Below are 23,864 nucleotides of genomic sequence, written 5' to 3' on the forward strand. Positions count from 1 at the left end.
TCGTTAAGAAAGCGTCTCGGTTGCGTCGGTGGTAAAAGTGTCACGCAGCGCGCGCCAAACTAGCGAAGCTTGGCTCTGAGGCAACCCGCGAATGTGATGGTATTTGCGATTGCAGCAATGAAGGGAATAGGCGAGAAGAACCCGGCTTTTTCAGGCCCACACTGACGAAGGACAGATAAGCAGATGATGTCTGATGCGATAAGGGCGGTGATTCTCGGCATTGTCGAGGGTGTCACCGAGTTCCTGCCAGTTTCCTCAACGGGGCATCTGCTGCTCGCGGAACGCTTCTTCGATCTGGGCGAGGACAATTTCTGGAAGAGCTTCGCCGTGCTGATCCAGCTCGGCGCCATTCTGGCGATCCTTGCACTTTACTTCGGCAAGTTGTGGCATATCGCGCTGAACCTGTTCAAAGGCGACGCTGCGGCGCGCCGTTTCGTGATCGGCGTACTGATCGCGTTCCTGCCTGCTGCCATCATCGGCGCCGCTGCCGGCGGCTATGTCAAAAGCTATTTGTTCAATCCGTGGGTCGTGTGTTTCTCGCTGATCGTTGGCGGCGCGATCCTGCTCTGGGTCGATCAGCTCGATCTTGAGCCTGTGCATCACGATGCCACGACGTTCCCGTTGCCGATGTATCTCAAGATCGGTCTGGCGCAGTGCGTGGCGATGATTCCCGGCGTGTCGCGCTCCGGCGCGACCATCGTCGGCGCTATGCTGCTCGGTGCTGAAAAGCGCGCAGCGGCGGAGTTCTCGTTCTTCCTGGCGATCCCGACCATGGTCGGTGCCTTCGTCTACGATCTCTACAAGAGCCGGGCCGATCTCTCGGTAGATCACGGCGTGATCATCGTTATCGGTTTCGTGGTGTCGTTCATCACCGCGATCATCGTGGTGAAAAGCTTTCTCGGCTACGTGACCCGCCACGGCTTCGCGTTGTTCGCATGGTGGCGCGTGATCGTCGGTACGCTCGGCCTGATCGCGCTGGCGCTGGGCTACTGAATTTTGCCAAACATCCTGCTGTCATCCCCGCCGCGCACGCCCTCGGCGTGCCAGGCGGGGACGATATCGTCAGTTTATGCCGTTATGTGCGAACTGACCGGTGGCTCGGAAGCGCCAGAGATATTGTGGCGCAATCGCTTCTAGCGAATCAGCGGCAATACCCAGGCCATCCAGCGTCAGACCAGCGATCTTGGCGGCTTCCGACACCACATTGTCGACACCAAGCATGGCGACCTGATCCGGCGTCAGTTTGAAGTCGCCCGGGGCGAATTGCAGGAAATAGGACTGTAGCTTGGCGATGGCCGTCGGCACCGGCAGCGTCATGCGCTTGCGCTCGATGGTCGCGAGGATGATGTCGATGATTTCACTCATCGTCAGCACTTCCGGACCGCCGAGTTCATAGGTGGCGCCCGGCTTGGTCTTGCCGTCGACGGCATCGGCCGCAGCCTGGGCGACATCGCCCACATAGACCGGCTGCATCTTGGTCGTGGCGCCGAACACCGGCATCACTGGGGCCATCCGGGCGAGATTGGCAAATCGATTGGTGAACTGATCCTCGGGGCCGAACACGATCGATGGGCGCAGGATGGTCGCGGAAGGCACAGCCGCCAGCACGGCCTGCTCGCCGGCTGCCTTGGCACGGGCATAGGCCGATTCGGAATCGGCATCGGCGCCGATGGCTGAAAATTGCACCATCCGCGCGCCGATCTCGGCGGCGGCCTGCGCCACCGCGCCGGCGCCCCGCGCCTGCACGGCATCAAAGGTCTGCGCGCCGCTTTCGGTCAGGATACCCACCAGATTGACGACGATGCTGGCGTCGCGCATCGCGGCCTTGATCGAGGCGGGGTGGCGCAAATTGGCCTGAACGATATTGATCTGTCCGACACGGCCAAGCGGTTGCAGATGGCCGGCCAGTTCCGGCCGACGCACGGCGACCCTGATCCGGTATTCGCGCTTGGCCAGCGCGCGGACCACATGGCGTCCCACGAAGCCGGATCCGCCGAAAACCGTAACGAGGGTGTCGATGGGGGCAGCCATGGATCAGTTCCTTGAGTCAGTCATGCAAGGGCAAAACGGGGGAATTTAGACCAATTCGCGATACGCCAACGCGCGAGGCCTGTACAGCGGATTTGGAATTGAACGAAGCAATTTGACAAGCGCGTAACGGCCCCCTACTAACCGCGCCACGTGCCTCGCACGTGCCCAGGTGGCGGAATTGGTAGACGCGCTGGCTTCAGGTGCCAGTGGCTTAACGGCCGTGAAGGTTCGAGTCCTTTCCTGGGCACCACGGTGCTCCTAAGTCTCTGATATTCAGAGCAATTCAATGAATTTGACAGTTTGAGGCTGCGCGGTCAATGCGTGCGGGCGCGGAGGTGTTTCTGCCTTGCCGCCGCCGCGAAGCGCGCGCCAACCGCGAGCAGACATTGCACCCTGTTTCTAACGGGCCATCGCCTGATCATAGGCCGCGACAGAAGCCTGTGCGGTCGCCTTCACTTCGATAGCGCTCATTCCGGGCCGATACAGGCTGCTGCCAAGACCGAAGGCCTGTATGCCGGCGGCGACATAGTCCGCGAAATTCCGATCGGAAACACCACCAACAGCCCCGATCACGACATCCCTGGGCAGAACCGCGCGAATGGCGGCGATGCCGGACGGGCCGAGGATCGATGCCGGAAAGAATTTCAGGGCGGATGCGCCGGCGCGGAGCGCGAGGAAAGCTTCGGTCGGCGAGAACACGCCGGGCATCGTGACCATGCCGCGGCTCACCGCCATCGCCAGCACATCGACATCGACATTCGGGCTCACCATCAGACGCCCGCCGACATCGGCGACGCGGGCGCAGTCATTCGCGGTGAGGACGGTGCCGGCGCCGATCAGGGTGTCGTTGCCAAATCGTTTGCAGATCCGTGCGATGGATTCGAACGGATCGGGCGAGTTCAGCGGCACTTCGATCAGCTCGAAGCCGGTATCGATCAACGTCTCGACGATGCTCTCCACCTCGTCGGGCTGCACGCCGCGCAGGATGGCGACGAGCGGACGCTTCACGGAGGGCCAACGGATTGGCTGGTTCATGTGAACTGAGCTCCCCACAGATGGATTGCGGCCTTGGTCAGGCCGTGTTGCGACGCGCGTTCGGCATCAACGATGGCGACCTCGAAGCCGGCAGCTGCAAGCGCCGACGCATAGAGATCCTTGAGCGCGCCGGCGCCGATCAGGCGTACCGGATGCCGCGTGCCATAGCGCGATCCGGCATCGGCGATTTCCGTGCCGATCAGGAGGCCCGACAGGCGCGCCGCGCCGTCGGTCTGTTGCTGGAAGCCGAGCAGTTGCGCCGCGCGCAGGCTGAAGAGCGAGGCGGTGAGGCCCGTCGGCGCATCGAGCGCGCATTGCAGGCCATCGCGGAACGCGTCATTCGCGGCGGGCGACGGTGCGTCGTGATCCACCGCGTGTTTCAGGATGCTGTGTTGAGTGATGACCGAAAAGAGCTCGCCGGTCATATAGGTCGTGAATGACACCACGCTGCCGGACTCGATCCATACCCATTTGCTGTGGGTGCCGGGAATGCAGACCAGACCGGTGAAGCCGGGCTCGGTCACGCCGAGCAGTTGCGTCTCCTCACCCCGCATGACATCGGGCACCGCGGCGTCGGCCTGGGCAATACCGGGCAGGATACGCACGTCGCCTTGCGTGTCGACACGCTGCGCACCGTCGTGCAAGGCGTCGAGGCGTGTCGGTGTGTGCAGATAGGGCGCCTCGATCCAGCCCTGTCGTGCGCCGGCCATACCGCAGATCAACACGGGCAGGTTCTGCATTCCGCCAAGTTTGGCAAGATGATCAGCGAGCACCGGAGCGAAGCCTGCGGCCGCGCAATGCAGCATGCCTTCAGGCCCGCGCGTCTCCGCAAGCACGCTGCCATCGGCGGTCATCAACCAGCCTCGAAAGCTGCTGGTGCCCCAATCGACCGCGACGAAAGCCGGTTTGTCTGCTGTCACGTTTTGCTCTGGCTTGTCATGGCACGAATTTGTGCCGAGCATAGCCGAAAGCTTCACTCTTGGAAGGCTGTTCGCGGCGGTCGGGCTACAGCATTTAGCACCGCCCCTCTTCGCTCAAGAGTAATTCTCACACAGCATCGGCTCGGAATCGGTGGGTTGGATCGCGCGCACGGGCGCTTGCGTCAGATGCGGCGTGCCTCCGCGGCTAGCAACAGCGCGAAATGCATCCAGGATCGCCATCGCCATGTCTGGGTGATGCGTCTCGACGGTGCTGTCCAACCAGTCAGGAAGGTCACGCTGGTTCGAGAGAGCGCAATGCCATTCACCTTCGTCATAAGCGAGCCGACGCAGTTGCCACCGCGGCAGTTCGATCGCGATCAGGGCAAGCGCGGCATCGGTCCAGGCGCCGGCAGCGACCAGGCGATCGAGGCGCTGGGCCTCCGCTGTGCGGCGCATTGCCGGCAGGCGCTTGCAGGCGGCGAGGCAGATCGCGGTGAAACTCGTAGCGTCAAGCGGAGCCGTTTCGGAGGGCGCATCGGAAAGGGGCGTTCGCTGAATCGAGATGAACGACATGACGGGTCTCCATGAACAGCGCGATCTTCGGAAGACCGCATCATGCAATATCCGTAGTCCGTCATTTGAATACGAGGCAGCTTCGGGCACGAAGATATAAAGGCTGCATAAGCACCCGAGGACTAACGGCGCACGCGCATGCGCTCCCCTGCGTCTTTATGAGATTCCTATAAGTTCGCTGCTGGCCTCATCTCGAAAACCTACGTCCTGAATGGCACCTGATCGTGCATCGGGCGCGCGAGCCGTTTGCTCCGTGTCGCCGCAGTCATTGCATCAGGAGCATTCCATGCTGGACGTCGTCATGCTGGCCCTCGGGCTCGGCTTTTTCATTCTCACCCTGGGCTACGCCTATGCCTGCGAGCGGCTGTGAGGAGCGCATCATGATTTTCGATTACACGCTCGCCGGCTTCGTGTCCGCGGCATTGCTGATCTACCTCACTTACGCGCTGCTGCGACCCGAGCGGTTCTGAGCGCGCGCACCTCAAAAGGTCAACTGACATGACAATGATTGGCTGGATTCAAATTGCTCTGTACTGCGCGGTGGTTCTCGCGCTGGTGAAGCCGCTCGGCGGCTACATGACATCAGTCTTCAACGGCGAGCGTACGTTCCTCTCTCCGATTCTGCGGCCGGTCGAAGCCGGTCTGTACTGGATCGGTGGCGTCGACGAGAAACGTGAGCAGCAATGGCTGACCTATACGGTTGCCATGCTGCTGTTTCATGTGGTTGGCTTCCTCGGTCTCTACGCGATCATGCGGCTGCAGGCCGTGCTGCCGTTCAATCCTGCCGGGCAGTCCGCGGTCGCCGAAGATCTCTCCTTCAACACCGCGATCTCCTTCATCACCAACACCAACTGGCAGAACTACGGCGGCGAAAGCACCATGTCGTATCTGACCCAGATGCTGGGTCTGACGGTACATAACTTCCTGTCGGCGGCGGCCGGCATCGCATTGGCCGTGGCACTGATCCGCGGCTTCGCACGGTCGTCGATGCGCACCATCGGTAATTTCTGGGTCGATATTACCCGTTGCACGCTCTATGTGCTGCTGCCGATCTGCATCGTCTACACGCTGTTCCTGGTCTGGCAGGGCATGCCGCAGACGCTCGGCGCCTATGTCGATGCGACGACGCTTGAAGGTGCGAAGCAGACCATCGCGGTTGGCCCCGTTGCGTCGCAGGTTGCCATCAAGATGCTCGGCACCAATGGCGGCGGCTTCTTCAACGCCAATGCGGCGCATCCGTTCGAGAACCCGACGGCGCTGTCGAACTTCATCCAGATGATCTCGATCTTCGCGCTGGGTGCGGCGATGACCAATGTGTTCGGCCGCATGGTCGGCAACCCCAGGCAAGGCTGGGCGATTCTGGCCGTGATGGGTGTGCTGTTCATTACCGGCGTTGCCGTCACCTATGGCGCCGAAGCCTCGGGCACCACAGGCCTGAATGCACTCGGCCTCACCGGCGGCAATATGGAAGGCAAGGAGCTGCGCTTCGGCATCGTCGCCTCCAGCCTGTTCGCGGTCATCACCACGGCGGCGTCCTGCGGTGCGGTCAATGCGATGCATGACTCGTTTACAGCGATTGGCGGCATGATTCCGCTGATCAATATGCAGCTCGGCGAGATCATCGTTGGCGGCGTCGGTGCCGGTCTCTATGGCATGCTGCTGTTCGTCGTACTGGCGATCTTCGTCGCTGGTCTGATGGTCGGTCGCACACCGGAATATGTCGGCAAGAAGATCGAGGCGCGCGAAGTAAAGATGGCGATGCTTGCCATTCTCGTCCTGCCGCTGATGTATCTCGGTTGGACCGCGGTGGCGGTGGTGCTGCCCTCGGCCGTGGCCTCCATGGCCAATGCTGGGCCGCATGGCTTCACCGAAGTGCTCTACGCCTTCACCTCAGCCACCGGCAATAACGGCTCGGCCTTCGGCGGGCTCACCGGCAACACCTTCTTTTACAACCTCACACTGGCGAGTTCGATGTTCGTCGGTCGCTTCTTCATGATCGTGCCCGCCATGGCGCTGGCCGGATCATTGGCCGCGAAGAAGTCGATTCCGGCTTCGGCCGGTACCTTGCCGACCACCGGCGGATTGTTCGTCGGCCTCGTCATCGGCGTGATCCTGATCATCGGCGGTCTCACCTTCTTCCCGGCACTCGCGCTCGGGCCGATCGTCGAGCACCTCGCGATGACCGCCAGCACCCTGTTCTGATCGGATTTGGAGTTATGTCCATGGAAACGTTGAAACTGCAGAAGCGGGTGCCGGTCTCGGCCATGCTCGATTCGGAAATTGTCATCCCAGCCATCGGCTCGGCTTTCAAAAAGCTTGATCCGCGGCTGATGATCAAGAATCCCGTGATGTTCGTGGTCGAGGTCGTCGCCGCACTCACCACGGTGATCTTCATCAAGAACGTCATCACCGGCGGAAGCGATCTGGGATTTGCGTTCCAGATCATCCTCTGGCTCTGGTTCACGGTGCTGTTCGCCAACTTTGCCGAAGCCGTCGCCGAAGGGCGCGGCAAGGCGCAGGCGGAATCGCTGAAGAAGACCCGCACCGAAAGCCAGGCCAAGCTGCTCACCGGCAGCGACAGCGGCGACAAGAGCTACCGCATGGTCTCGGGCACCAGCCTGAAGGTCGGCGATGTCGTGCTGGTGGAAGCCGGCGACAACATCCCGTCCGACGGTGAAGTGATCGAAGGCGTGGCTTCAGTTAATGAGGCGGCGATCACCGGCGAGTCTGCACCTGTCATTCGTGAATCCGGCGGCGATCGCTCGGCGGTGACCGGCGGCACGCAGGTGCTGTCCGACTGGATTCGCGTCCGCATCACCGCGGCGCAAGGCTCGACTTTTATCGACCGCATGATCAAGCTGGTCGAAGGCGCCGAGCGGCAGAAGACACCGAACGAGATCGCACTGAACATCCTGCTGGTCGGCCTCACCATCATTTTCGTCTTCGCCACGGTGACGATCCCGAGCTATGCGGCTTATGCTGGTGGTTCGATCTCGGTGGTGGTGTTGGTGGCTTTGTTCGTGACCCTGATCCCGACCACCATCGGCGCGCTGTTGTCGGCGATCGGCATTGCCGGCATGGATCGTCTGGTGCGCTTCAACGTGCTGGCGATGTCCGGTCGTGCGGTGGAAGCTGCCGGCGACGTCGATACGCTGCTGCTCGACAAGACCGGCACCATCACGCTCGGCAATCGTCAGGCGACAGCCTTCCGTCCGGTGCGCGGCGTGACCGAACAGGAACTCGCCGATGCGGCGCAGCTTGCATCGCTCGCGGACGAAACCCCGGAAGGCCGCTCCATCGTCGTGCTGGTCAAGGAGAAATACGGCATCCGCGGCCGCGACATGGCCGAACTGTCAGCGACTTTCGTGCCGTTCACCGCACAGACCCGAATGAGCGGTGTCGATGCCGGTGGCTCGTCGGTCCGCAAGGGAGCGGTGGATTCGATACTCGCTTACGTCAACGGTGGCGCGTCGTTCGCCGTGGCGTCCGGCAACACCGTGCGTGCGATGCAGCCGGCCGCGATGTCGTCGGACACGGCACGTGAAATCCAGGCGATCTCCGACGAGATTGCAAAGGGCGGCGGCACCCCGTTGGCGGTTGCGCGCGATGGCAAGCTGCTCGGCGTCATCCATCTGAAGGATATCGTCAAGGGCGGCATCCGTGAGCGTTTCGCCGAACTGCGCCGCATGGGCATCCGCACCATCATGATCACCGGCGACAATCCGATGACCGCTGCAGCCATCGCAGCCGAAGCCGGCGTCGATGATTTCCTGGCGCAGGCGACACCCGAGGACAAGCTGCAGCTTATCCGCGACGAGCAGGCCAAGGGCAAGTTGGTGGCGATGTGCGGCGACGGCACCAACGACGCGCCGGCACTGGCGCAGGCCGATGTGGGCGTCGCGATGAACACCGGCACGCAGGCGGCGCGCGAGGCGGGCAACATGGTCGATCTGGACTCCAATCCGACCAAGCTCATCGAGGTCGTCGAAATCGGCAAGCAGCTCCTGATGACGCGAGGTGCGCTGACCACGTTCTCGATCGCCAATGACGTGGCGAAATACTTCGCCATTATCCCGGCGATCTTCCTCGCCTTCTATCCGCAGCTTGAAGCGCTTAACATCATGAAGCTGGCGAGCCCGCAGAGCGCCATCCTGTCGGCCATCATCTTCAACGCGATCATCATCATTGCGCTGATCCCGCTCGCCCTGAAAGGCGTCGCCTATCGCCCGATCGGCGCCGGCGCACTGCTCGGCCGCAACCTACTGATCTACGGCCTCGGCGGCATCATCGTTCCGTTCATCGGCATCAAGGCGATTGACCTCGTCGTCACCGCCCTGCACCTGGTTTGAGGAGCTACATTATGTTGAGAGAAATTCGCCCAGCCATCGTTCTGCTGCTCGGCCTCACGGCCATCACCGGTCTCGGCTACCCGCTCGCGATGACGGGCGTCGCTGAAGCGATCATGCCGAACCAGGCGCAAGGCAGCCTCATCGAACGGGACGGCAAGGTTGTCGGCTCGTCCCTGATCGGTCAGGAATTCAAGGGTGAGGAATACTTCCACGGCCGCCCGTCGGCGACCCTGGGTCCCGACCCGCAGGATTCCACAAAGACGGTGCCGCAGCCTTACAATGCCATCAACTCGATGGGCTCCAATCTCGGCCCGACCAGCAAGGCGCTGATCGACCGCGTGAAGGAGGACGTCGAGAAACTGAAGGCAGAGAACCCGTCGATGCCGGTGCCGATCGATCTCGTGACCACCTCGGGCAGCGGTCTCGACCCGAACATTTCGCCGGAGGGTGCGCTGTTTCAGGTGCCTCGCGTCGCCAAGGCGCGCAAGCTGCCGGAGGACCGCGTTCGCCAGCTGGTGACAGATAAGGTCGAAGGCCGCCTCGGCGGTCTGCTAGGCGAACCACGCGTTAACGTTCTTGCCTTGAATCTCGCGCTGGACGCCGCACTGAAGTAGGCCGTCTAGGCCGCAGCCGTAGCGGAGACTATATTGCCTTATGGCAAATCAGCGCCGCGATCCCGATCAACGACCTTCGCCTGAAGCCTTGCTGGAAACAGCGAGGCGCGAGGAAGGTGCGGCCGGGCGGTTGAAGATTTTTGTCGGCGCCGCTCCCGGCGTCGGCAAGACTTACGAGATGCTGCAAAGCGCCCATGCCAGGCGCAAGGCGGGTGTCGATGTGGTGGTCGGTGTCGTCGAGACTCACGGCCGCGCGGAGACCGAGGCGCTGCTCACGGGTCTTGAAGTCATTCCCCGGCGCCGGATCGATCACAAGGGTCAGGTCCTCGAGGAGATGGACCTCGATGCGCTGATCGCGCGGCGCCCGCAGATCGCATTGGTCGATGAACTCGCCCATACCAATGCGCCCGGCAGCCGGCATCCAAAACGTTATCTCGACGTCGCGGAATTATTGGCCGCAGGGATCGACGTCTACACGGCAGTCAATATCCAGCACATCGAAAGCCTGAATGATGTGGTCGCCCAGATCACCCATGTGCGGGTGCGCGAGACCGTGCCGGATTCGGTGTTCGATCGTGCCGACGCCATCGAGCTGATCGACCTCACCCCGGACGATCTGATCCAGCGCCTGAAGGAAGGCAAGGTCTACGTTCCCAAACAGGCCGAGCGTGCGCTGGAACATTATTTCTCGCCCGGCAATCTCACGGCGTTGCGCGAGCTGGCGTTGCGCCGCACGGCCGACCGGGTCGATGAGCAATTGCTCACGCATATGCAGGCCAATGCCATTGCCGGCCCGTGGGCTGCCGGCGAACGCATTCTGGTCTGTATCAGTGAGGACCCGCGCTCAGCCGGGCTGGTGCGCTACACCAAGCGTCTCGCGGATCGGCTTCACGCGCCGTGGACGGCGGTCAGCATCGAGACGCGACGCAGCCTTCAACTCACCGAAGAACAGCGCGACCGGCTGGCCGATACGCTGCGGCTTGCCGAGGCACTTGGCGCCGACGCGCTGACGATTCCGGGCGCAGGCCGGCGCATCGCCGACGATCTGCTCGGTTATGCCCATGCCAACAACGTTACCCAGATTGTGATTGGCAAGGCATCACGGTCGTGGTGGTTCGAGCTGGTGCGCGGTTCGGTGGTGCATGATCTCGTGCGGCGCGCCGGCAATATCAGTGTGCATGTGATCGCCGGCGATGCGTTGCCAACGGAGCCGGCTGCGAAACGTGCGCAGATGACCGATCGCGTCGAGCCGTTCGATGCAAAGCCCTATATTGCGGCGCTGGCAGTCGTGGCGCTGGCTCTTGGGGCCGCAACGCTGCTGCGTCCGATCTTCGGGATCGAGAATGTCGATCTGATGTTTCTCACCGCCGTGGTCGGCGTCGCCGTGCGCTTTGGTCTCTGGCCATCGCTGCTGGCGAGCGTCGTGGCATCGCTGAGCTATAATTTTTTCTTCCTGCCACCGGTCTATACGCTTACCATCACCGATCCGACCAATGTGGCGGCCTTCTTCTTCTTCATGCTGATCGCCATTCTCGTGTCCAATGTCGCGGCGCGGGTGCGCACCCAGGCCGTCTCGGCCTTTGGCCGTGTGCGCACAACCGAGTCGCTCTATGCGTTCAGCCGCAAACTCGCGGGTACGGCGGCGCTTGACGACGTGCTGTGGGCGAGCGCGTATCAGATCGCATTGATGCTGAAGGTGCGGGTTGTGTTGCTGTTGCCGGAGCAGGGTGTGATCACCGTCAAGGCCGGATATCCGCCTGAGGACGAATTGGACAAGGCGGATCTGGCCGCTGCCAACTGGGCCTGGAGCAATGATCGCCCCGCCGGTCGTGGCTCTGAAACATTGCCCGGTGCGAAGCGGCTGTTTCTGCCGATGCGGACCGGTCGTGGACCGATCGGTGTGATCGGCATCGACGATGATCGCACGGGGCCATTGCTGACACCCGACCAGCGCCGGTTGCTGGATGCGCTTGTGGATCAGAGCGCACTCGCCATCGAGCGCGTACAGCTCGTCGAAGACATGGACCGCGCCGAGCGCAACGTCGAATCTGACCGGCTGCGTCAGGCTCTGCTGACCTCGATCTCGCATGATCTGAAGACGCCGCTGGCCTCCGTGCTCGGTGCGGCTTCCACGCTGCGCGATCTATCGTCGAAGCTCAGCGAGGCCGAGAAGGCCGATCTGCTCGGCACGGTGATCGACGAATCCGAGCGGCTGAACCGTTTCATCGCTAATCTGCTGGATATGACCAAACTGGAGTCCGGTGCCGTGGTGCCGAATGCAACGCTGCAGGATCTCGCGGAGATCGTCGGCAGCGCGCTGCGCCGGGCCGGCAAGATCCTCAGCAGGCATCGCGTCGCGCTCGATCTGGCGCCAAACCTGCCCATGCTGGAGCTCGATGCGGTCCTGTTCGAGCAGGTGCTGTTCAATTTGCTTGATAATGCCGCGAAATATGCCCCGGATGACACCACCATCACGATCAGGGCCATACGCGATGCGGACTCAGTCTCGCTGCAGGTGACGGACGAGGGGGCAGGCATTCCACCCGCCGATCTCGAGCAGGTGTTCGATAAATTCTATCGCGCCAACAAGGGCGATCACGTTCGGGCGGGCACCGGCCTCGGCCTTGCGATCTCCCGGGGCTTTGTTGAGGCAATGCATGGCACCATTTCGGCCACCAATCGCGCCGACCGATCAGGCGCCGTGCTGACCATCCGCCTTCCCATCCCGCCGGCCTCTGAAGCTCTGGACACCGCCGCATGAACACCGCCGCCATCAAGGTCCTGGTTATCGATGATGAGCCGCCGATCCGCAAATTGCTGCGCATGGGCCTCAGCACCCAGGGCTATGACATCCTTGAGGCCAGCAACGGCAAGATCGCGCTGGAGAAACTGGCGGAGAAACCGGCCGTGATCATCCTTGATCTCGGCCTGCCGGACATCCAGGGCCACGATCTGCTGCAGATGATTCGTGCCCGCGATGACAGCGTGCCGATCGTGGTGCTGTCGAGCCGCGGGGACGAGGCTGGCAAGGTACAGGCGCTCGATCTCGGTGCCGACGACTATCTCACCAAGCCGTTCGGCATGGATGAGTTACTTGCGCGCATGCGGGCTGCGCTCAGGCATCAGCTACAGGTTCATGGCGAGCGGCCGGTATTCCGCTCCGGGGAATTGTCGGTCGATCTGGTGCGCCGCATCGTCAAGGTGGGTGACCGTGAGGTGAAACTGTCACCAAAGGAATATGAGTTGCTGCGGGTCCTGGTGCAGCATGCCGGCAAGGTGCTGACCCATCGGTTTCTGCTGAAGGAATTGTGGGACGAGCTCACCGACGCGCAATATCTGCGCGTTTATGTCCGCCAGCTGCGTCAAAAGATCGAGCTCGATCCGGAGCGCCCGCAATTCGTCCTGACCGAAACGGGTATCGGCTACCGGCTGCGCGCCGGAGAATAGCTAACGACAAAGCCGTCAAACAGCAGGTTATTTGGTCTGCCGGGCGACCGATGCCGGTGCGTTGTAGTCCAGCAGCCGGATCGCCTCGTCGGCGGCGTCCACCATCTCCGACATCAGCTTGCGCGTTCGCTCGAAATCCGCAGCCGACATGCTGCGAAACAGCATATCGTTCACCGGACGCTGAACGGGTGCCAATTCATTGAGCAGCGCGCGCGCTTTCGGCGTGATGGTCAGAATGACACGGCGGCGATCTTCCTCATCGGTCTCTTTTTCAACAAGGCCGTTTGATACCAGCTTGTTGATCTCGATTGTAATGAACGCGCCGCTGAAGTGCAGATGCTCGGCGACCTGATTGACGCCGATCTTCTCATCCGTGCCGCTCAAATGAGCAATGGCGATCAGCACAGTGTATTGCGTGCCGGACAGGCCGATCACTGCGCCGAGTTGCCCGCGCACAGCCTGAAGCCGCGCCGAAAACGCCAATGTGTCATGGACAAATTGACGGAAAGCCCGATCCGATCCGTCGACCATCAATTGTGGCCGCGAAATCGTCGGTTCTACCTTCATTTTACGTGATTTGCTCTTAATCGCCATCAGGTCCCCGCACACCTATGAGTCGTATAGCGGCGGCGTTACGCACAAACAAGTTGGAACCAGTGCGTTTTGATAGCAGGCCAGCCATGCTTGACAGCGCGCACTTTCGTTCGATAATATAGCTTTGTTATAAAGCTAATGCGCGTCGTTCAGGTTTCGCGATCAGGAGATGACCATGGGCGCCACTGCGGACGTGGATCCTCGCGCCTTCCGACAGGCGCTCGGACAGTTTGCCACCGGCGTCGCCGTGATCACGGCCGAAGCGGCCGATGGCCAGGCGATCGGCTTGACCATGAGTTCGTTCAACTCGGTCTCGGTGGACCCACCGCTGATCCTGTTCTCGATCGACCGCAAGGCCTTCAGCCTCAAGGCGATGACCGAGGCCAAGGGTTATGCCGTGAACATCCTCGGCCGCGACCAAGAGCATCTGTCGAACAAGTTCGCCAGGGCGCTCGGCGACAAGTGGGCGGCGGTCGAGCATACGCTGGGCCATGAGGCGGCGCCCCTGATCGCCGGCGCGCTCGCACACTTCGAATGTGCGCCATACGCGCAATATGACGGCGGGGACCATGTGATCTTCGTCGGCCGGGTGGTGAAGTTCAGCGCCTATCCGGCCAACGAGCCGTTGGTCTTCTTCCGTGGGGCCTATCGCAGCCTTGCAAGCACCGAGCGCAGCCCGGAATGGCCGCTGCCGATGCACTACTGAAATAACGCACCTGAAAATGCTATCCATGACTGAAAGTGATCGAGGCAACCCATGATCAAGACCGGCGAACAGCATATCGCGAGCCTGCGCGATGGCCGTGAAATCTATCTCGATGGCGAGCTGGTGGATGACGTGACCACCCATCCGGCGTTCCGGGGTGCGGTGGCCTCGATTGGGCGGATGTTCGATTTCCAGAGCGCGCCGGAAAATCGCGAGCTGATGACTTTCGAGACCGAGACTGGCACCCGAGCCAACCGGATCTGGGAATTGCCCGGCAGCTATGATGCGCTGGTCAATCGCCGCCGTGGCCTGGAGGCCTGGACCGAGCTGCATGCCGGCTTTATGGGCCGCGCGCCGGATCACGTCGCTTCCTGCATCGCCGGCATGTATATGGGCGTCGAGGTATTCGAGGCCTACGACAAGGATCGCGCGAAGGCGCTGGCGGATTACTATCGCTACGCCCGCGACAACGATCTTTACCTCACTTATGTGATCATCAACCCGCAGGCCGACCGCTCCAAGAGCGCGGCCGAGCAGGCCGATCCGTTCCTGTCGGCGGGCGTAGTGTCGCGCGATGCCGAGGGCCTGACGATCCGTGGCGCCAAGATGTTGGCCACCGGCGGCATCATGGCGAACGAGGTGTTCGTCACCTGTATCCAGCCGCTGCAGCCCGGCGACGAGAAATATGCGGTGTCTTTCGCGGTTCCGATGAACACCAAGGGTCTGAAGGTCCTGTCGCGCAAGTCTTATGAAGCCGCGTCGCCATCCGTGTTCGACAATCCGCTGTCGAGCCGCTTCGATGAAAACGATGCCGTGCTGTATTTCGACGACGTGAAGGTGCCTTGGGATCGCGTGTTCATCGTCGATGACATCGCGATGTGCCAGAAGCAGTTCCACGCGACCCCGGCGCATGTGTATCAGAACTATCAGGCCATGATCCGGCTCTCGGTGAAGCTGCGTTTCCTGATCGGGATTGCGCACCGGACCGCCGAGACCAATGGTATCGCCGGCTTCCCGCAGGTCAGGGAAATGCTAGGCCAGCTCGCAGCCGAAGTGTCGATGGTCGAAGCCTTCGTCGTCGCGATGGAGACCAAGGGCACGCAGCGCGGCGCCTATTACGTGCCGGACCGGGCGATGCTGTATTCGGCACAGGTCCTCACCCAGCAGCTCTATTCCAAGGTCATCAACACGCTGCGCGAGCTCGCCGGCGGCGGCATGATCATGCTGCCGTCCTCGGTGAAGGATTTTGCCAATCCGGAATTGGCGCGTCTGATCGGCAAGACCCAGCAGTCCCCCGCGGCCAGCGCGACCGAGAAGGTCAAGTTTTACAAGCTGGCCTGGGACGCGGTCGGCTCCGAATTCGCCTCGCGTCACTCGCAATACGAGATGTTTTTCGCCGGCGCGACCTTCGTCACCAAGGGCCATGCCTTCCGCACCTATGATTGGATGAGGTCGGCGGCGTTGCTCGACAAGATGCTGTCCAGCTATGACCTTGCCGATGAAGTCTCCACCTCAACGGCGCCGGCTGCCTCGCCGCGCGCTGTCGCTTGATCTGTCCCCTCAGGAACACTGACCATGGCCATCAATAAACTTCACGATGAATTCCGCACCGTCGATATGTCTTCGGGATGGGAGACGCCCGCGGGCTATCCGGCAGGCATCCAGCAGAAGATCCTGTCGGGGGCGCTCGACGAAGTGAACAAGCGTGGCAGCCGCACCCGCCTGCTGCGCTTCGAGCCGGGAGTCTACACCACCGAGCCGTTCGTGCACGAATATTGGGAAGAAGTGTTCCTGTTCACCGGCGACCTGATCGTCGGCAATGACAAGCAGGGCAATGGCGGCGAGTCCTTCAAGCCGAATACCTACGCCTGCCGTCCGCCCGGCGCCTATCACGGTCCGTTCAAGTCGGTCGGCGGCTGCGTGTTGATGGAAATCCACTATTTCGACCCGGCCTGAGCCGTTTCGCGTCTCCTCCTGATGGCGGCGCGCTTTCTTCGTGGCGCGACTGCTGCTTCTTCGGAAGGTTTTTCCTCGGCCGGCGTGGCCGTCTTCGGTTTGACCCGAAGTCGCAAACGTCCGGTCGAGCCCTCTCCGACCTCGAATGTCTCCATTTTGCGCACCAGGTCGCTCAGCTTCTTGAAGCCGTAGGTGCGAACGTCGAAGTCAGACACGGTGTTCGGAAGTTGTTCTCCGACTCGGTCCAGATTGACCCAGCCGTCTTCGTTGCTCAGTTGGGATACCACTTTTTCCAGAATGGGAACTGCGGCAGCGGGGCTTTGCAAGGCTGCCGGCTTTGACGGTTGCTCCGTGCTTGCCGTCGCGCGCTCGGATCTCAGGTTCTCCGTATAGATGAAACGTCGGCACGCCTGCCGAAAACTCTCGGGTGTTTTCCGCGTGCCGAAGCCATAGACGTCAGCGCCCTGCTCGCGCAGCCGTGAGGCGAGACGTGTGAAGTCGCTATCGGAGGACACCAGGCAAAAGCCGTCGAACCGCCCGCTATGCAGCAGGTCCATCGCGTCGATCACCAGCGCGATGTCGGACGAGTTCTTGCCCTTAGTGTAGGCGAACTGCTGATAAGGATCGATGGCGTGCTTTTGCAGGATGTCGGCCCAGGATCTGAGCTGCGGACTTGAGAAGTCGCCGTAGATCCGGCGAACGCTGGCTTCGCCGAATTTGGAGATTTCCTCGAACAAGCCGCCAGCAATCTGCGGGGACGTGTTGTCGGCATCGATCAGGACCGCGAAACGGGGCAAACGCTGCTGTGCGACGTTCATCTGCAACCTCTGCCCGCTGGATGAATGGCTCTCTCAGTCTGTCAGTTTTTTGCTGCAGGCGAAACATCCCTGGGGGAGCGTATCTCTCGTCAGCCCGGCCATTGCGCGGTAAAGTCACCCAAATCCCGCGAATCGCGGGCGCTGAAAGAGGCAATTGAGACCATGACCATCCGCCTGCATCGCGGCGATCTGCCGGATTTGAGCCGCTACACCGATTCGGTTGCGATCGACACCGAGACCATGGGTCTCAATCCGCATCGCGACCGGCTATGCGTGGTGCAGCTCTCGCCCGGCGATGGAAGTGCCGATGTCGTGCAGATCCCGATGGGCCACACGGACGCGCCGAACCTGAAGAAGCTGCTCGGCGATCCCAAGGTGACGAAGATCTTTCACTTTGCGCGGTTCGATCTCGCCGCTCTCTACAATGCGCTCGGCGTCATGCCTGAGCCGGTCTATTGCACCAAGATCGCTTCCCGCCTGTGCCGCACCTATACCGACAGGCATGGTCTCAAGGATCTGGTCCGCGAAGTCCTCGGCGTCGATCTGTCGAAGCAGCAGCAGTCGAGCGACTGGGGCAGCCAGACACTCAGCGAGGCGCAGCTGTCCTACGCCGCGTCGGACGTGCTGCATCTGCATGGGCTGCGCGAGCGCCTCAACGTCATGCTGGCGCGCGAAGGACGCACCGAGTTGGCGCAGGCTTGTTTCGACTTCCTTCCGACCCAGGCCAAACTCGACCTCTCGGGCTGGGAAAACGAGGACATTTTCGCTCATTCGTGACTAGCCTGCGGCGAAGTGACTTTCTGAAACAGTTCAGGGTCCCTCCCGCCGCGTTTCGGTCATACTCCTCGTTCTGGTGGGGCGGGGCTGCAAACCGGTGCATTTCAGCGTAGACTGGCGCCGGTTTGGCAGGCCTTTCGGTGTGGCCCTTTTCGGCATGGCCCGTTGGAGCGACGGTGAGTTCAGTTCAGATTCCCAGCTATCAGGCGGGCATGGATGCGCGGTTCAGGGCCGCAGCACGCCACAGCCGTCTGGTGCGTCTGCTGCGGATTGCTGTCCCTGCCGTTGTGATCCTGTCGATGGCGGCGATTGTCGGCGTGTCGATCTTCAATCCGTTCCGGATCCTCGCCAAATTGCCGCTCGATATGGGCAATCTGGTCGTTTCGGGGACCAAGATCACCATGGAGACGCCGCATCTGGCCGGTTTCTCGCCGGACGGACGGCCCTATGAGTTATGGGCCAAGGCCGCGACGCAGGATCTGACAGATCCCGACAATGTCGAACTAACGACCTTGCGCGCCAAGGTGATGATGGAAGACAAGTCGACGATGACGATGGATGCCCGCACCGGGAAGTTCAATTCGAAATCGCAGATGCTCTATCTGTATCAGGATATTTTCCTGCAAACGACGACCGGCTACGAAGCCAAGCTGACACAGGCGAACATTGATATTGCCAATGGCACGGTCACGTCGGACGAACCGGTCGATGTCAAACTTCTTAACGGCACTTTGCTCGGGCAACGGATGCGCATCACGGAACACGGTGAGCTGGTTCGGTTCGAGGGCGGTGTGTCGATGAACCTGAAGATGGACCCGCCTTCGCCGGATGCTTCGGCTCAGCCTGAGACCGCGGCAGAGCCCGAAGTCGCGCCGGAGCCCGCGAAACCGCGGGCCGCCAACGGCAAGCGCGCCAACGCGAAATGAATGTGATGATTTTTCCCGTCAGTAATGTCCGATTCTGCGGGGTGACCGGCGCTGCGATCGCCGTGCTCCTGCTGGCTTTGACAGCCGATGCACATGCGCAGAGCGCGGTGCAGGGTGTGCCGAATGCCATGCAGGGCTTCTCGCAGAATCGCGATCAGCCCATTCAGATCGAGGCCGCATCGCTGGAAATGCGTGACAAGAAAAAGGAAGCGACCTTCGCAGGCGATGTAAAGGTCGTGCAGGGCGACACCACGATGAAATCGAAGACTCTCGTGGTCTTCTATGACGGCGGTGGCTCCGCGAACGAGCCGGCGGCCAAGGCTGCGCCCAAGGCACCGATCAAGGCTGCGCAGCCGGGCCCGGGTGGCTCGTCGGCGATCAAGCGACTTGAAGCGCGCGGCGGGGTCATCGTCACCCAGAAAGACCAGGTTGTCACCGGCGAGACGGCGGTGTTCGACACCCGAACCAATCTCGTCACTATGCAGGGCAATGTTGTGCTCACCCAGGGCAAGAATGTGCTGCGCGGCGATCGTCTGACCGTGGATATGACCACGGGCACCTCACGCGTCGAATCCAACAGCGGCAGGGTCCAGGGCATGTTCGAGTCGTCCGGCCAGAAGGGTGGCGGTGGCCCGACCTCGATCATACCCGGGCCTGGAGGCGGAAAACCCAAGTAACTCGAAGGGTTTATCGATAGGGGCGAGCCGGATCCGGTTGAATCTGGCTGCGTAACCCGTTATCGCCATTGTTTTAATCGACATGGAAGGCTTGGCGTTCGGCTGGGCAAGGGACATCTAGTTCGCCATGCTGTTCCCAGTGATCGAACATGCCGCGACTTGGCGCGGATGACGTTTAGAGGCTGATCGAAGCGCGAATGGTTGATTTCCTCGGCATGTTCCGTCGGCGCGCTCCAAAACGCGGTCCGCAGGGTTTTGCGCGGTCGCCGGTCGACATCACGGCGCTCGGCGACAGCATGGGCGACATGCTGGGCAATCCCAGCCGTGAGGCGCCGCCACTGGCGCGCACCGCCCCGGCCGATACGCCCCAGGTTCCGCAGGCCCGGGGTGAGGCGCCGCGTGCCCCACAGCCTGCACCGGCCCGCCGTCCGGACAAGGCGCCGCCGCGGCCCCGGACCAACGGCGCCGCCGCACCAAAAGCTGCCCCGCGTGCGGGCTATCTGGCCGTCCATAATGTGAAAAAGAGCTTCGGCTCACGCCAGGTCACCCGCGGCGTCAGCATTTATGTCCGTCGTGGTGAGGCCGTCGGCCTGCTCGGACCGAACGGTGCCGGCAAGACCACGGTGTTCTACATGATCACCGGCCTGATCAAGCCCGACAGCGGCGCCATTGAGCTTGACGGCCACGACGTCACCCAGCTGCCGATGTATCAACGTGCGCGCCTCGGCATCGGCTATCTGCCGCAGGAAGCCTCGATTTTTCGCGGCCTCACGGTCGAGCAGAACATCCGTGCGGTGCTGGAGGTCGTCGAGCCCAGCCGCAAGAAGCGCGAGCGCGAGCTCGACGGGCTGCTCGAAGAGTTCAACATCCAGAGACTGCGCAAGTCGCCGTCGATCGCGCTGTCCGGTGGTGAGCGCCGCCGCGTTGAAATTGCGCGCGCGCTGGCGACGCGGCCGAATTACATGCTGCTCGACGAGCCCTTTGCCGGCATCGACCCGATTGCGGTGGGGGATATTCAGGACTTGGTCCGTCACTTGACCAATCGCGGCATCGGCGTGCTCATCACCGACCACAACGTGCGCGAAACGCTGGGGCTGACAGACCGCGCCTACATCGTCTATGCTGGTGAAATCCTGACGGAGGGATCTCCTGAGGAGATCGTGGCTGACCCGGACGTGCGTCGCCTTTACCTTGGCGAGGAATTCCGCCTCTAGACCAAATTTACAATTCGTCAAGCCGTGTACATCAGGCCGGGAAAGAGATAAGCAAGAAACGGACCAACTTGTGGATCGGTTTTTGCCTCCATGGCGCTGACGCAGAGACTAGAGTTCCGGCAATCCCAGTCGCTGGTGATGACGCCGCAGCTGATGCAGGCCATCAAGCTGCTGCAGCTGTCGAATCTCGATCTCGCAACCTTTGTCGAAGATGAACTGGAGCGCAATCCGCTGCTGGAGCGCGCCAGCGACGGTCCTGAGCCGCCGGTGGCTGGCGAGGCCAGCCCCGAGCGCAGCGAGTTTTCGAGCCAGGATGAGGCGGGCTATGCCTCCGGCCACGACGATGGCGGCGACCATTCCGATTTTTCCGATCGTTCAGGCGGCGACAGCTTCGATGCGCCGGCGCCCGACGAGTGGATGAACCGCGAACTCGGCACCCGCGCCGAGATCGAACAGACCCTGGACACCGGGCTGGATAACGTCTTTTCCGAAGAGCCGGCCGAAGCCGCCGCACGCAACGCACAAGACGCTGCTCCGACCGCCTATACCGAATGGGGCGGCGGCGCCTCCAACGACGACAGCTACAATCTCGAGGCCTTCGTTGCCGCGGAAGTGACGCTCGGCAGCCATCTCGCCGAACAGCTCTCGGTGGCGTTCTCGTCGCCCGCGCAGCGCATGATCGGTCAGTATCTGATCGATCTCGTCGATGAGGCCGGCTACCTGCCGCAAGATCTCGGCGACGTGCATGAGCGGCTGGGTGCCTCTGTTGACGATGTCCAAAGCGTTCTCGGTGCGTTGCAGAAATTCGATCCGCCGGGTGTCTGCGCGCGCAGTCTCAGCGAATGTCTCGCAATCCAGTTGCGTGAACAGAACCGTTACGACCCCGCGATGCAGGCATTGGTCGAGCATCTCGATCTCCTGGCCAAGCGCGACATCGGCAATCTCAGAAAAATCTGCGGCGTCGACGACGAAGATCTGACCGACATGATCGGCGAGATTCGCAGGCTCGATCCGAAGCCCGGTCTGAAGTTTGGCTCGGCGCGAACACAGACGGTAGTACCTGATGTCTATGTGCGGCCGGGTCCTGATGGTGGCTGGCATGTTGAGTTGAACAGCGACACGCTGCCGCGCGTTCTCGTGAACCAGGTTTATTATTCCGAATTGTCGAAAACGATCCGCAAGGATGGCGACAAGTCGTACTTCACGGATTGTCTACAGAATGCGACCTGGCTGGTGCGTGCGCTCGATCAGCGCGCGCGTACTATCCTGAAGGTTGCGACCGAGATCGTCCGGCAACAGGATGGCTTCTTCACGCAGGGTGTTGCGCATCTTCGGCCGCTGAATCTCAAGGCGGTTGCTGATGCCATTCAAATGCATGAATCGACGGTGTCGCGCGTTACCGCCAATAAATACATGGCGACAAATCGCGGCAGCTTTGAATTGAAATACTTCTTTACGGCATCGATAGCGTCGGCTGATGGTGGCGAAGCGCATTCGGCTGAAGCGGTGCGACATCACATCAAGCAATTGATTGATGGAGAAAGTCCTTCTCTTATTCTTTCGGACGACACGATCGTGGAACGCTTGCGCGAAGCCGGAATTGATATCGCGCGCCGTACCGTTGCCAAATACCGTGAAGCCATGCGTATCCCGTCTTCAGTTCAGCGCCGGCGCGACAAGCAGAGTATGCTCGGCAATGCACTCACGGCACCCGCCACTCCGTCCGATAGGGCACCCGACCGATCCCGCGACACTGCACCAGCTTGATTGCACTCCCGTGGAAACGGGATACTGTCGGTTCAAGGCAGAAGAATCGAGGCATCAGCATGACCCTTCGTATCTCGGGAAAAAGCATCAATGTCGGAGACGCTTTGCGAGGCCGCGTGAGCGAGCGGACCGATGAGGTCCTTCGCAAGTATTTCGATGGCAACTATTCCGGTCACATCACGCTCAGCAAAGACGGCTTCGGCTTCCGCACCGATTGTGCGTTGCATCTCGATTCCGGAATTACGCTCGAAGCGGACTCCAATGCAGCGGATGCTTACGCCAGCGCCGATCAGGCGCTGCTTCAGATCGAGAAACGTTTGCGTCGCTACAAGAGCCGGCTGAAGGATCGTTCCGCGCGCAAGACGCATGCTGAAAATCAGGCGATGGCCGAACTCACGGCCCCGACTTTGGACGCGCCGAGCTACATTCTTGAGGCGCCCGATCATGAGGGCGATGCCGACAGTGGCTACGATCCGGTCATCATTGCCGAATCGACTAGGTCGCTGAAGCGGTTCTCGGTGAGCGAAGCTGTCATGGAACTTGATTTCACCGGCGCGGCCGTCGTGCTATTCCTGCATGGCAGTACCGGTCGGGTGAATATCGTGTACCGCCGAGGCGACGGTAACGTGGGTTGGGTCGATCCACCGGTGGTTAAACCGTCCTGACGGCATTGACGCCCAAACGGCCCCTCCCTATGGTCCGCCGCCTTTGACAGGGTTATACCGGTCAATGGATTTCGCATGGGGGGTTCCGGTGCTAGAGTACGTCCGGGCGTTCGCGCCCGGCGCGTTTTCCATCACAGGGAACGATGTCCCTTTCCAGTCTTTCTTGACGCTGCCGGTTTTGGTTCTAACTACCCGCTGACGGTCAAACATCCTCGGAACGGTCAATGACGATTACCGATCTGGTCGCGCCCGAGGCGATAATCCCGGCGTTGAAGGTCAACAGCAAGAAGCAGGCGCTGCAGGAGCTCGCTGCGCGCGCTTCCGCGCTCACCGGTCAGAACGACCGCGCCATTTTCGAGGTGCTGTTGCAGCGTGAGAAGCTCGGTACGACGGCCGTGGGCTATGGCGTTGCCATTCCGCATGGCAAGTTGCCGAAGCTCGACAAGCTGTTCGGCCTGTTTGCGCGCCTCGATCGTCCGATCGATTTCGAGGCTATGGACGGCCAGCCGGTCGATCTGGTGTTTCTGTTGCTGGCGCCGGAAGGTGCGGGCGCCGATCATCTGAAGGCGCTGGCACGGATCGCACGTCTGCTGCGCGATCAGGACGTCGCCAAAAAGCTGCGTGCCTCCCGTGACGCTCAGGCGATCTATTCGGTGCTCGCTTTGCCGCCAGCGACAGCCGCCTAACTATCTTACCCCCGCAGCTTACGCTGGAATCGCCCGGTTGGACCGGGCGATTCTCCTATTCCGAACCAGATCCCTGCTTGCGCGGAGATGGAAGGCTGGTTGGCCTTGC

Annotated in this window: 23 protein-coding genes and 1 tRNA gene; 18 read left to right on the forward strand and 6 right to left on the reverse strand. The window is 61.5% G+C overall.

Going from position 1 to position 23,864, the window contains the following annotated elements:
• The first annotated feature begins 183 nt into the window (after positions 1-183).
• Complete coding sequence (locus AB7813_RS20450; protein WP_231078607.1) at positions 184-993, forward strand: undecaprenyl-diphosphate phosphatase; 810 nt, start codon at positions 184-186, stop codon at positions 991-993.
• A 69-nt stretch (positions 994-1,062) separates the two neighbouring features.
• Here the strand turns inward: AB7813_RS20450 and AB7813_RS20455 are convergent, their stop codons facing one another.
• Positions 1,063-2,031, reverse strand: coding sequence for a complex I NDUFA9 subunit family protein (locus AB7813_RS20455; protein ID WP_231078606.1), 969 nt, complete (start codon positions 2,029-2,031; stop codon positions 1,063-1,065).
• 163 nt (positions 2,032-2,194) lie between these two features.
• On the opposite strand from AB7813_RS20455, the gene AB7813_RS20460 reads away from it, so the two are divergent.
• Positions 2,195-2,281: transfer RNA gene (locus AB7813_RS20460), tRNA-Leu, on the forward strand.
• A gap of 149 nt (positions 2,282-2,430) precedes the next feature.
• On the opposite strand, the gene AB7813_RS20465 is transcribed toward AB7813_RS20460, so the two are convergent.
• The 3 genes from AB7813_RS20465 to AB7813_RS20475 form a co-directional block, all read right to left on the reverse strand.
• Complete coding sequence (locus AB7813_RS20465) at positions 2,431-3,066, reverse strand: 2-dehydro-3-deoxy-6-phosphogalactonate aldolase (protein WP_439065455.1); 636 nt, start codon at positions 3,064-3,066, stop codon at positions 2,431-2,433.
• Entirely contained in the window at positions 3,063-3,986 is a 924-nt protein-coding gene (locus AB7813_RS20470) for a 2-dehydro-3-deoxygalactonokinase (protein ID WP_439065456.1), read from the reverse strand. The genes AB7813_RS20465 and AB7813_RS20470 overlap by 4 nt, the downstream gene beginning before the upstream one ends.
• A 114-nt stretch (positions 3,987-4,100) precedes the next feature.
• Complete coding sequence (locus AB7813_RS20475; RefSeq protein ID WP_439065457.1) at positions 4,101-4,559, reverse strand: hypothetical protein; 459 nt, start codon at positions 4,557-4,559, stop codon at positions 4,101-4,103.
• 380 nt (positions 4,560-4,939) lie between these two features.
• On the opposite strand from AB7813_RS20475, the gene AB7813_RS20480 reads away from it, so the two are divergent.
• The 6 genes from AB7813_RS20480 to AB7813_RS20505 are packed head-to-tail and all read left to right on the forward strand — an operon-like array spanning position 4,940 to position 12,969.
• A complete protein-coding gene (locus tag AB7813_RS20480) occupies positions 4,940-5,029 on the forward strand; it encodes a K(+)-transporting ATPase subunit F (RefSeq protein ID WP_081421711.1) in 90 nt (29 codons plus the stop codon).
• Between the two features lie 28 nt (positions 5,030-5,057).
• Positions 5,058-6,761, forward strand: coding sequence for a potassium-transporting ATPase subunit KdpA (gene kdpA, locus AB7813_RS20485; protein ID WP_441228312.1), 1,704 nt, complete (start codon positions 5,058-5,060; stop codon positions 6,759-6,761).
• Between the two features lie 20 nt (positions 6,762-6,781).
• On the forward strand, positions 6,782-8,908 hold the full coding sequence (kdpB, locus tag AB7813_RS20490) for a potassium-transporting ATPase subunit KdpB (protein ID WP_441228313.1): 2,127 nt from the start codon (positions 6,782-6,784) through the stop codon (positions 8,906-8,908).
• Positions 8,909-8,919: 11 nt separating this feature from the next.
• On the forward strand, positions 8,920-9,522 hold the full coding sequence (locus AB7813_RS20495; protein ID WP_439065460.1) for a K(+)-transporting ATPase subunit C: 603 nt from the start codon (positions 8,920-8,922) through the stop codon (positions 9,520-9,522).
• Between the two features lie 40 nt (positions 9,523-9,562).
• A complete protein-coding gene (locus tag AB7813_RS20500; RefSeq protein ID WP_439065461.1) occupies positions 9,563-12,283 on the forward strand; it encodes a DUF4118 domain-containing protein in 2,721 nt (906 codons plus the stop codon).
• Positions 12,280-12,969 carry a response regulator gene (locus AB7813_RS20505; protein WP_439060283.1) on the forward strand — a complete coding sequence of 230 codons (690 nt, stop codon included), beginning with the start codon at positions 12,280-12,282 and terminating at the stop codon, positions 12,967-12,969. Before AB7813_RS20500 ends, AB7813_RS20505 begins: the two co-directional genes overlap by 4 nt.
• Positions 12,970-12,996: 27 nt before the next feature.
• Here the strand turns inward: AB7813_RS20505 and AB7813_RS20510 are convergent, their stop codons facing one another.
• Entirely contained in the window at positions 12,997-13,536 is a 540-nt protein-coding gene (locus AB7813_RS20510) for a MarR family winged helix-turn-helix transcriptional regulator (protein WP_158596735.1), read from the reverse strand.
• A 202-nt stretch (positions 13,537-13,738) separates the two neighbouring features.
• On the opposite strand from AB7813_RS20510, the gene AB7813_RS20515 reads away from it, so the two are divergent.
• Genes AB7813_RS20515 through AB7813_RS20525 form a run of 3 tightly spaced genes read left to right on the forward strand, consistent with a single transcriptional unit; the run spans position 13,739 to position 16,225 of the window.
• The gene (locus AB7813_RS20515; RefSeq protein WP_210269356.1) at positions 13,739-14,269 is read left to right on the forward strand and encodes a flavin reductase family protein; all 531 of its coding nucleotides are present in this window, start codon (positions 13,739-13,741) and stop codon (positions 14,267-14,269) included.
• Positions 14,270-14,320: 51 nt separating this feature from the next.
• Positions 14,321-15,820 carry a 4-hydroxyphenylacetate 3-hydroxylase family protein gene (locus AB7813_RS20520; RefSeq protein ID WP_439065462.1) on the forward strand — a complete coding sequence of 500 codons (1,500 nt, stop codon included), beginning with the start codon at positions 14,321-14,323 and terminating at the stop codon, positions 15,818-15,820.
• A 24-nt stretch (positions 15,821-15,844) separates the two neighbouring features.
• Positions 15,845-16,225: a cupin gene (locus AB7813_RS20525; RefSeq protein ID WP_089266367.1), complete on the forward strand. Its 381-nt coding sequence runs from the start codon at positions 15,845-15,847 to the stop codon at positions 16,223-16,225.
• Here the strand turns inward: AB7813_RS20525 and AB7813_RS20530 are convergent.
• On the reverse strand, positions 16,207-17,043 hold the full coding sequence (locus tag AB7813_RS20530) for an NYN domain-containing protein (RefSeq protein ID WP_439065463.1): 837 nt from the start codon (positions 17,041-17,043) through the stop codon (positions 16,207-16,209). The genes AB7813_RS20525 and AB7813_RS20530 overlap by 19 nt on opposite strands.
• A gap of 162 nt (positions 17,044-17,205) precedes the next feature.
• Between AB7813_RS20530 and AB7813_RS20535 the strand changes: the two genes are divergently transcribed.
• The 7 genes from AB7813_RS20535 (at position 17,206) to ptsN (ending at position 23,755) form a co-directional block, all read left to right on the forward strand.
• Complete coding sequence (locus AB7813_RS20535; RefSeq protein WP_439065464.1) at positions 17,206-17,820, forward strand: ribonuclease D; 615 nt, start codon at positions 17,206-17,208, stop codon at positions 17,818-17,820.
• Between the two features lie 176 nt (positions 17,821-17,996).
• On the forward strand, positions 17,997-18,746 hold the full coding sequence (gene lptC, locus AB7813_RS20540) for an LPS export ABC transporter periplasmic protein LptC (RefSeq protein ID WP_439065465.1): 750 nt from the start codon (positions 17,997-17,999) through the stop codon (positions 18,744-18,746).
• Positions 18,747-18,751: 5 nt separating this feature from the next.
• Complete coding sequence (locus tag AB7813_RS20545) at positions 18,752-19,423, forward strand: LptA/OstA family protein (protein WP_439065940.1); 672 nt, start codon at positions 18,752-18,754, stop codon at positions 19,421-19,423.
• Between the two features lie 197 nt (positions 19,424-19,620).
• A complete protein-coding gene (lptB, locus tag AB7813_RS20550) occupies positions 19,621-20,637 on the forward strand; it encodes an LPS export ABC transporter ATP-binding protein (RefSeq protein ID WP_120287721.1) in 1,017 nt (338 codons plus the stop codon).
• Positions 20,638-20,727: 90 nt separating this feature from the next.
• Entirely contained in the window at positions 20,728-22,404 is a 1,677-nt protein-coding gene (gene rpoN, locus AB7813_RS20555; RefSeq protein ID WP_175369396.1) for an RNA polymerase factor sigma-54, read from the forward strand.
• Between the two features lie 59 nt (positions 22,405-22,463).
• Positions 22,464-23,069, forward strand: a complete 606-nt coding sequence (hpf, locus tag AB7813_RS20560) for a ribosome hibernation-promoting factor, HPF/YfiA family (protein ID WP_089266375.1) — start codon at positions 22,464-22,466, stop codon at positions 23,067-23,069.
• Between the two features lie 224 nt (positions 23,070-23,293).
• On the forward strand, positions 23,294-23,755 hold the full coding sequence (gene ptsN / locus AB7813_RS20565) for a PTS IIA-like nitrogen regulatory protein PtsN (protein ID WP_089266376.1): 462 nt from the start codon (positions 23,294-23,296) through the stop codon (positions 23,753-23,755).
• Positions 23,756-23,864: the final 109 nt, after the last annotated feature.

Source organism: Tardiphaga sp. 20_F10_N6_6 (genome assembly GCF_052076045.1).
Taxonomy (GTDB): domain Bacteria; phylum Pseudomonadota; class Alphaproteobacteria; order Rhizobiales; family Xanthobacteraceae; genus Tardiphaga; species Tardiphaga robiniae.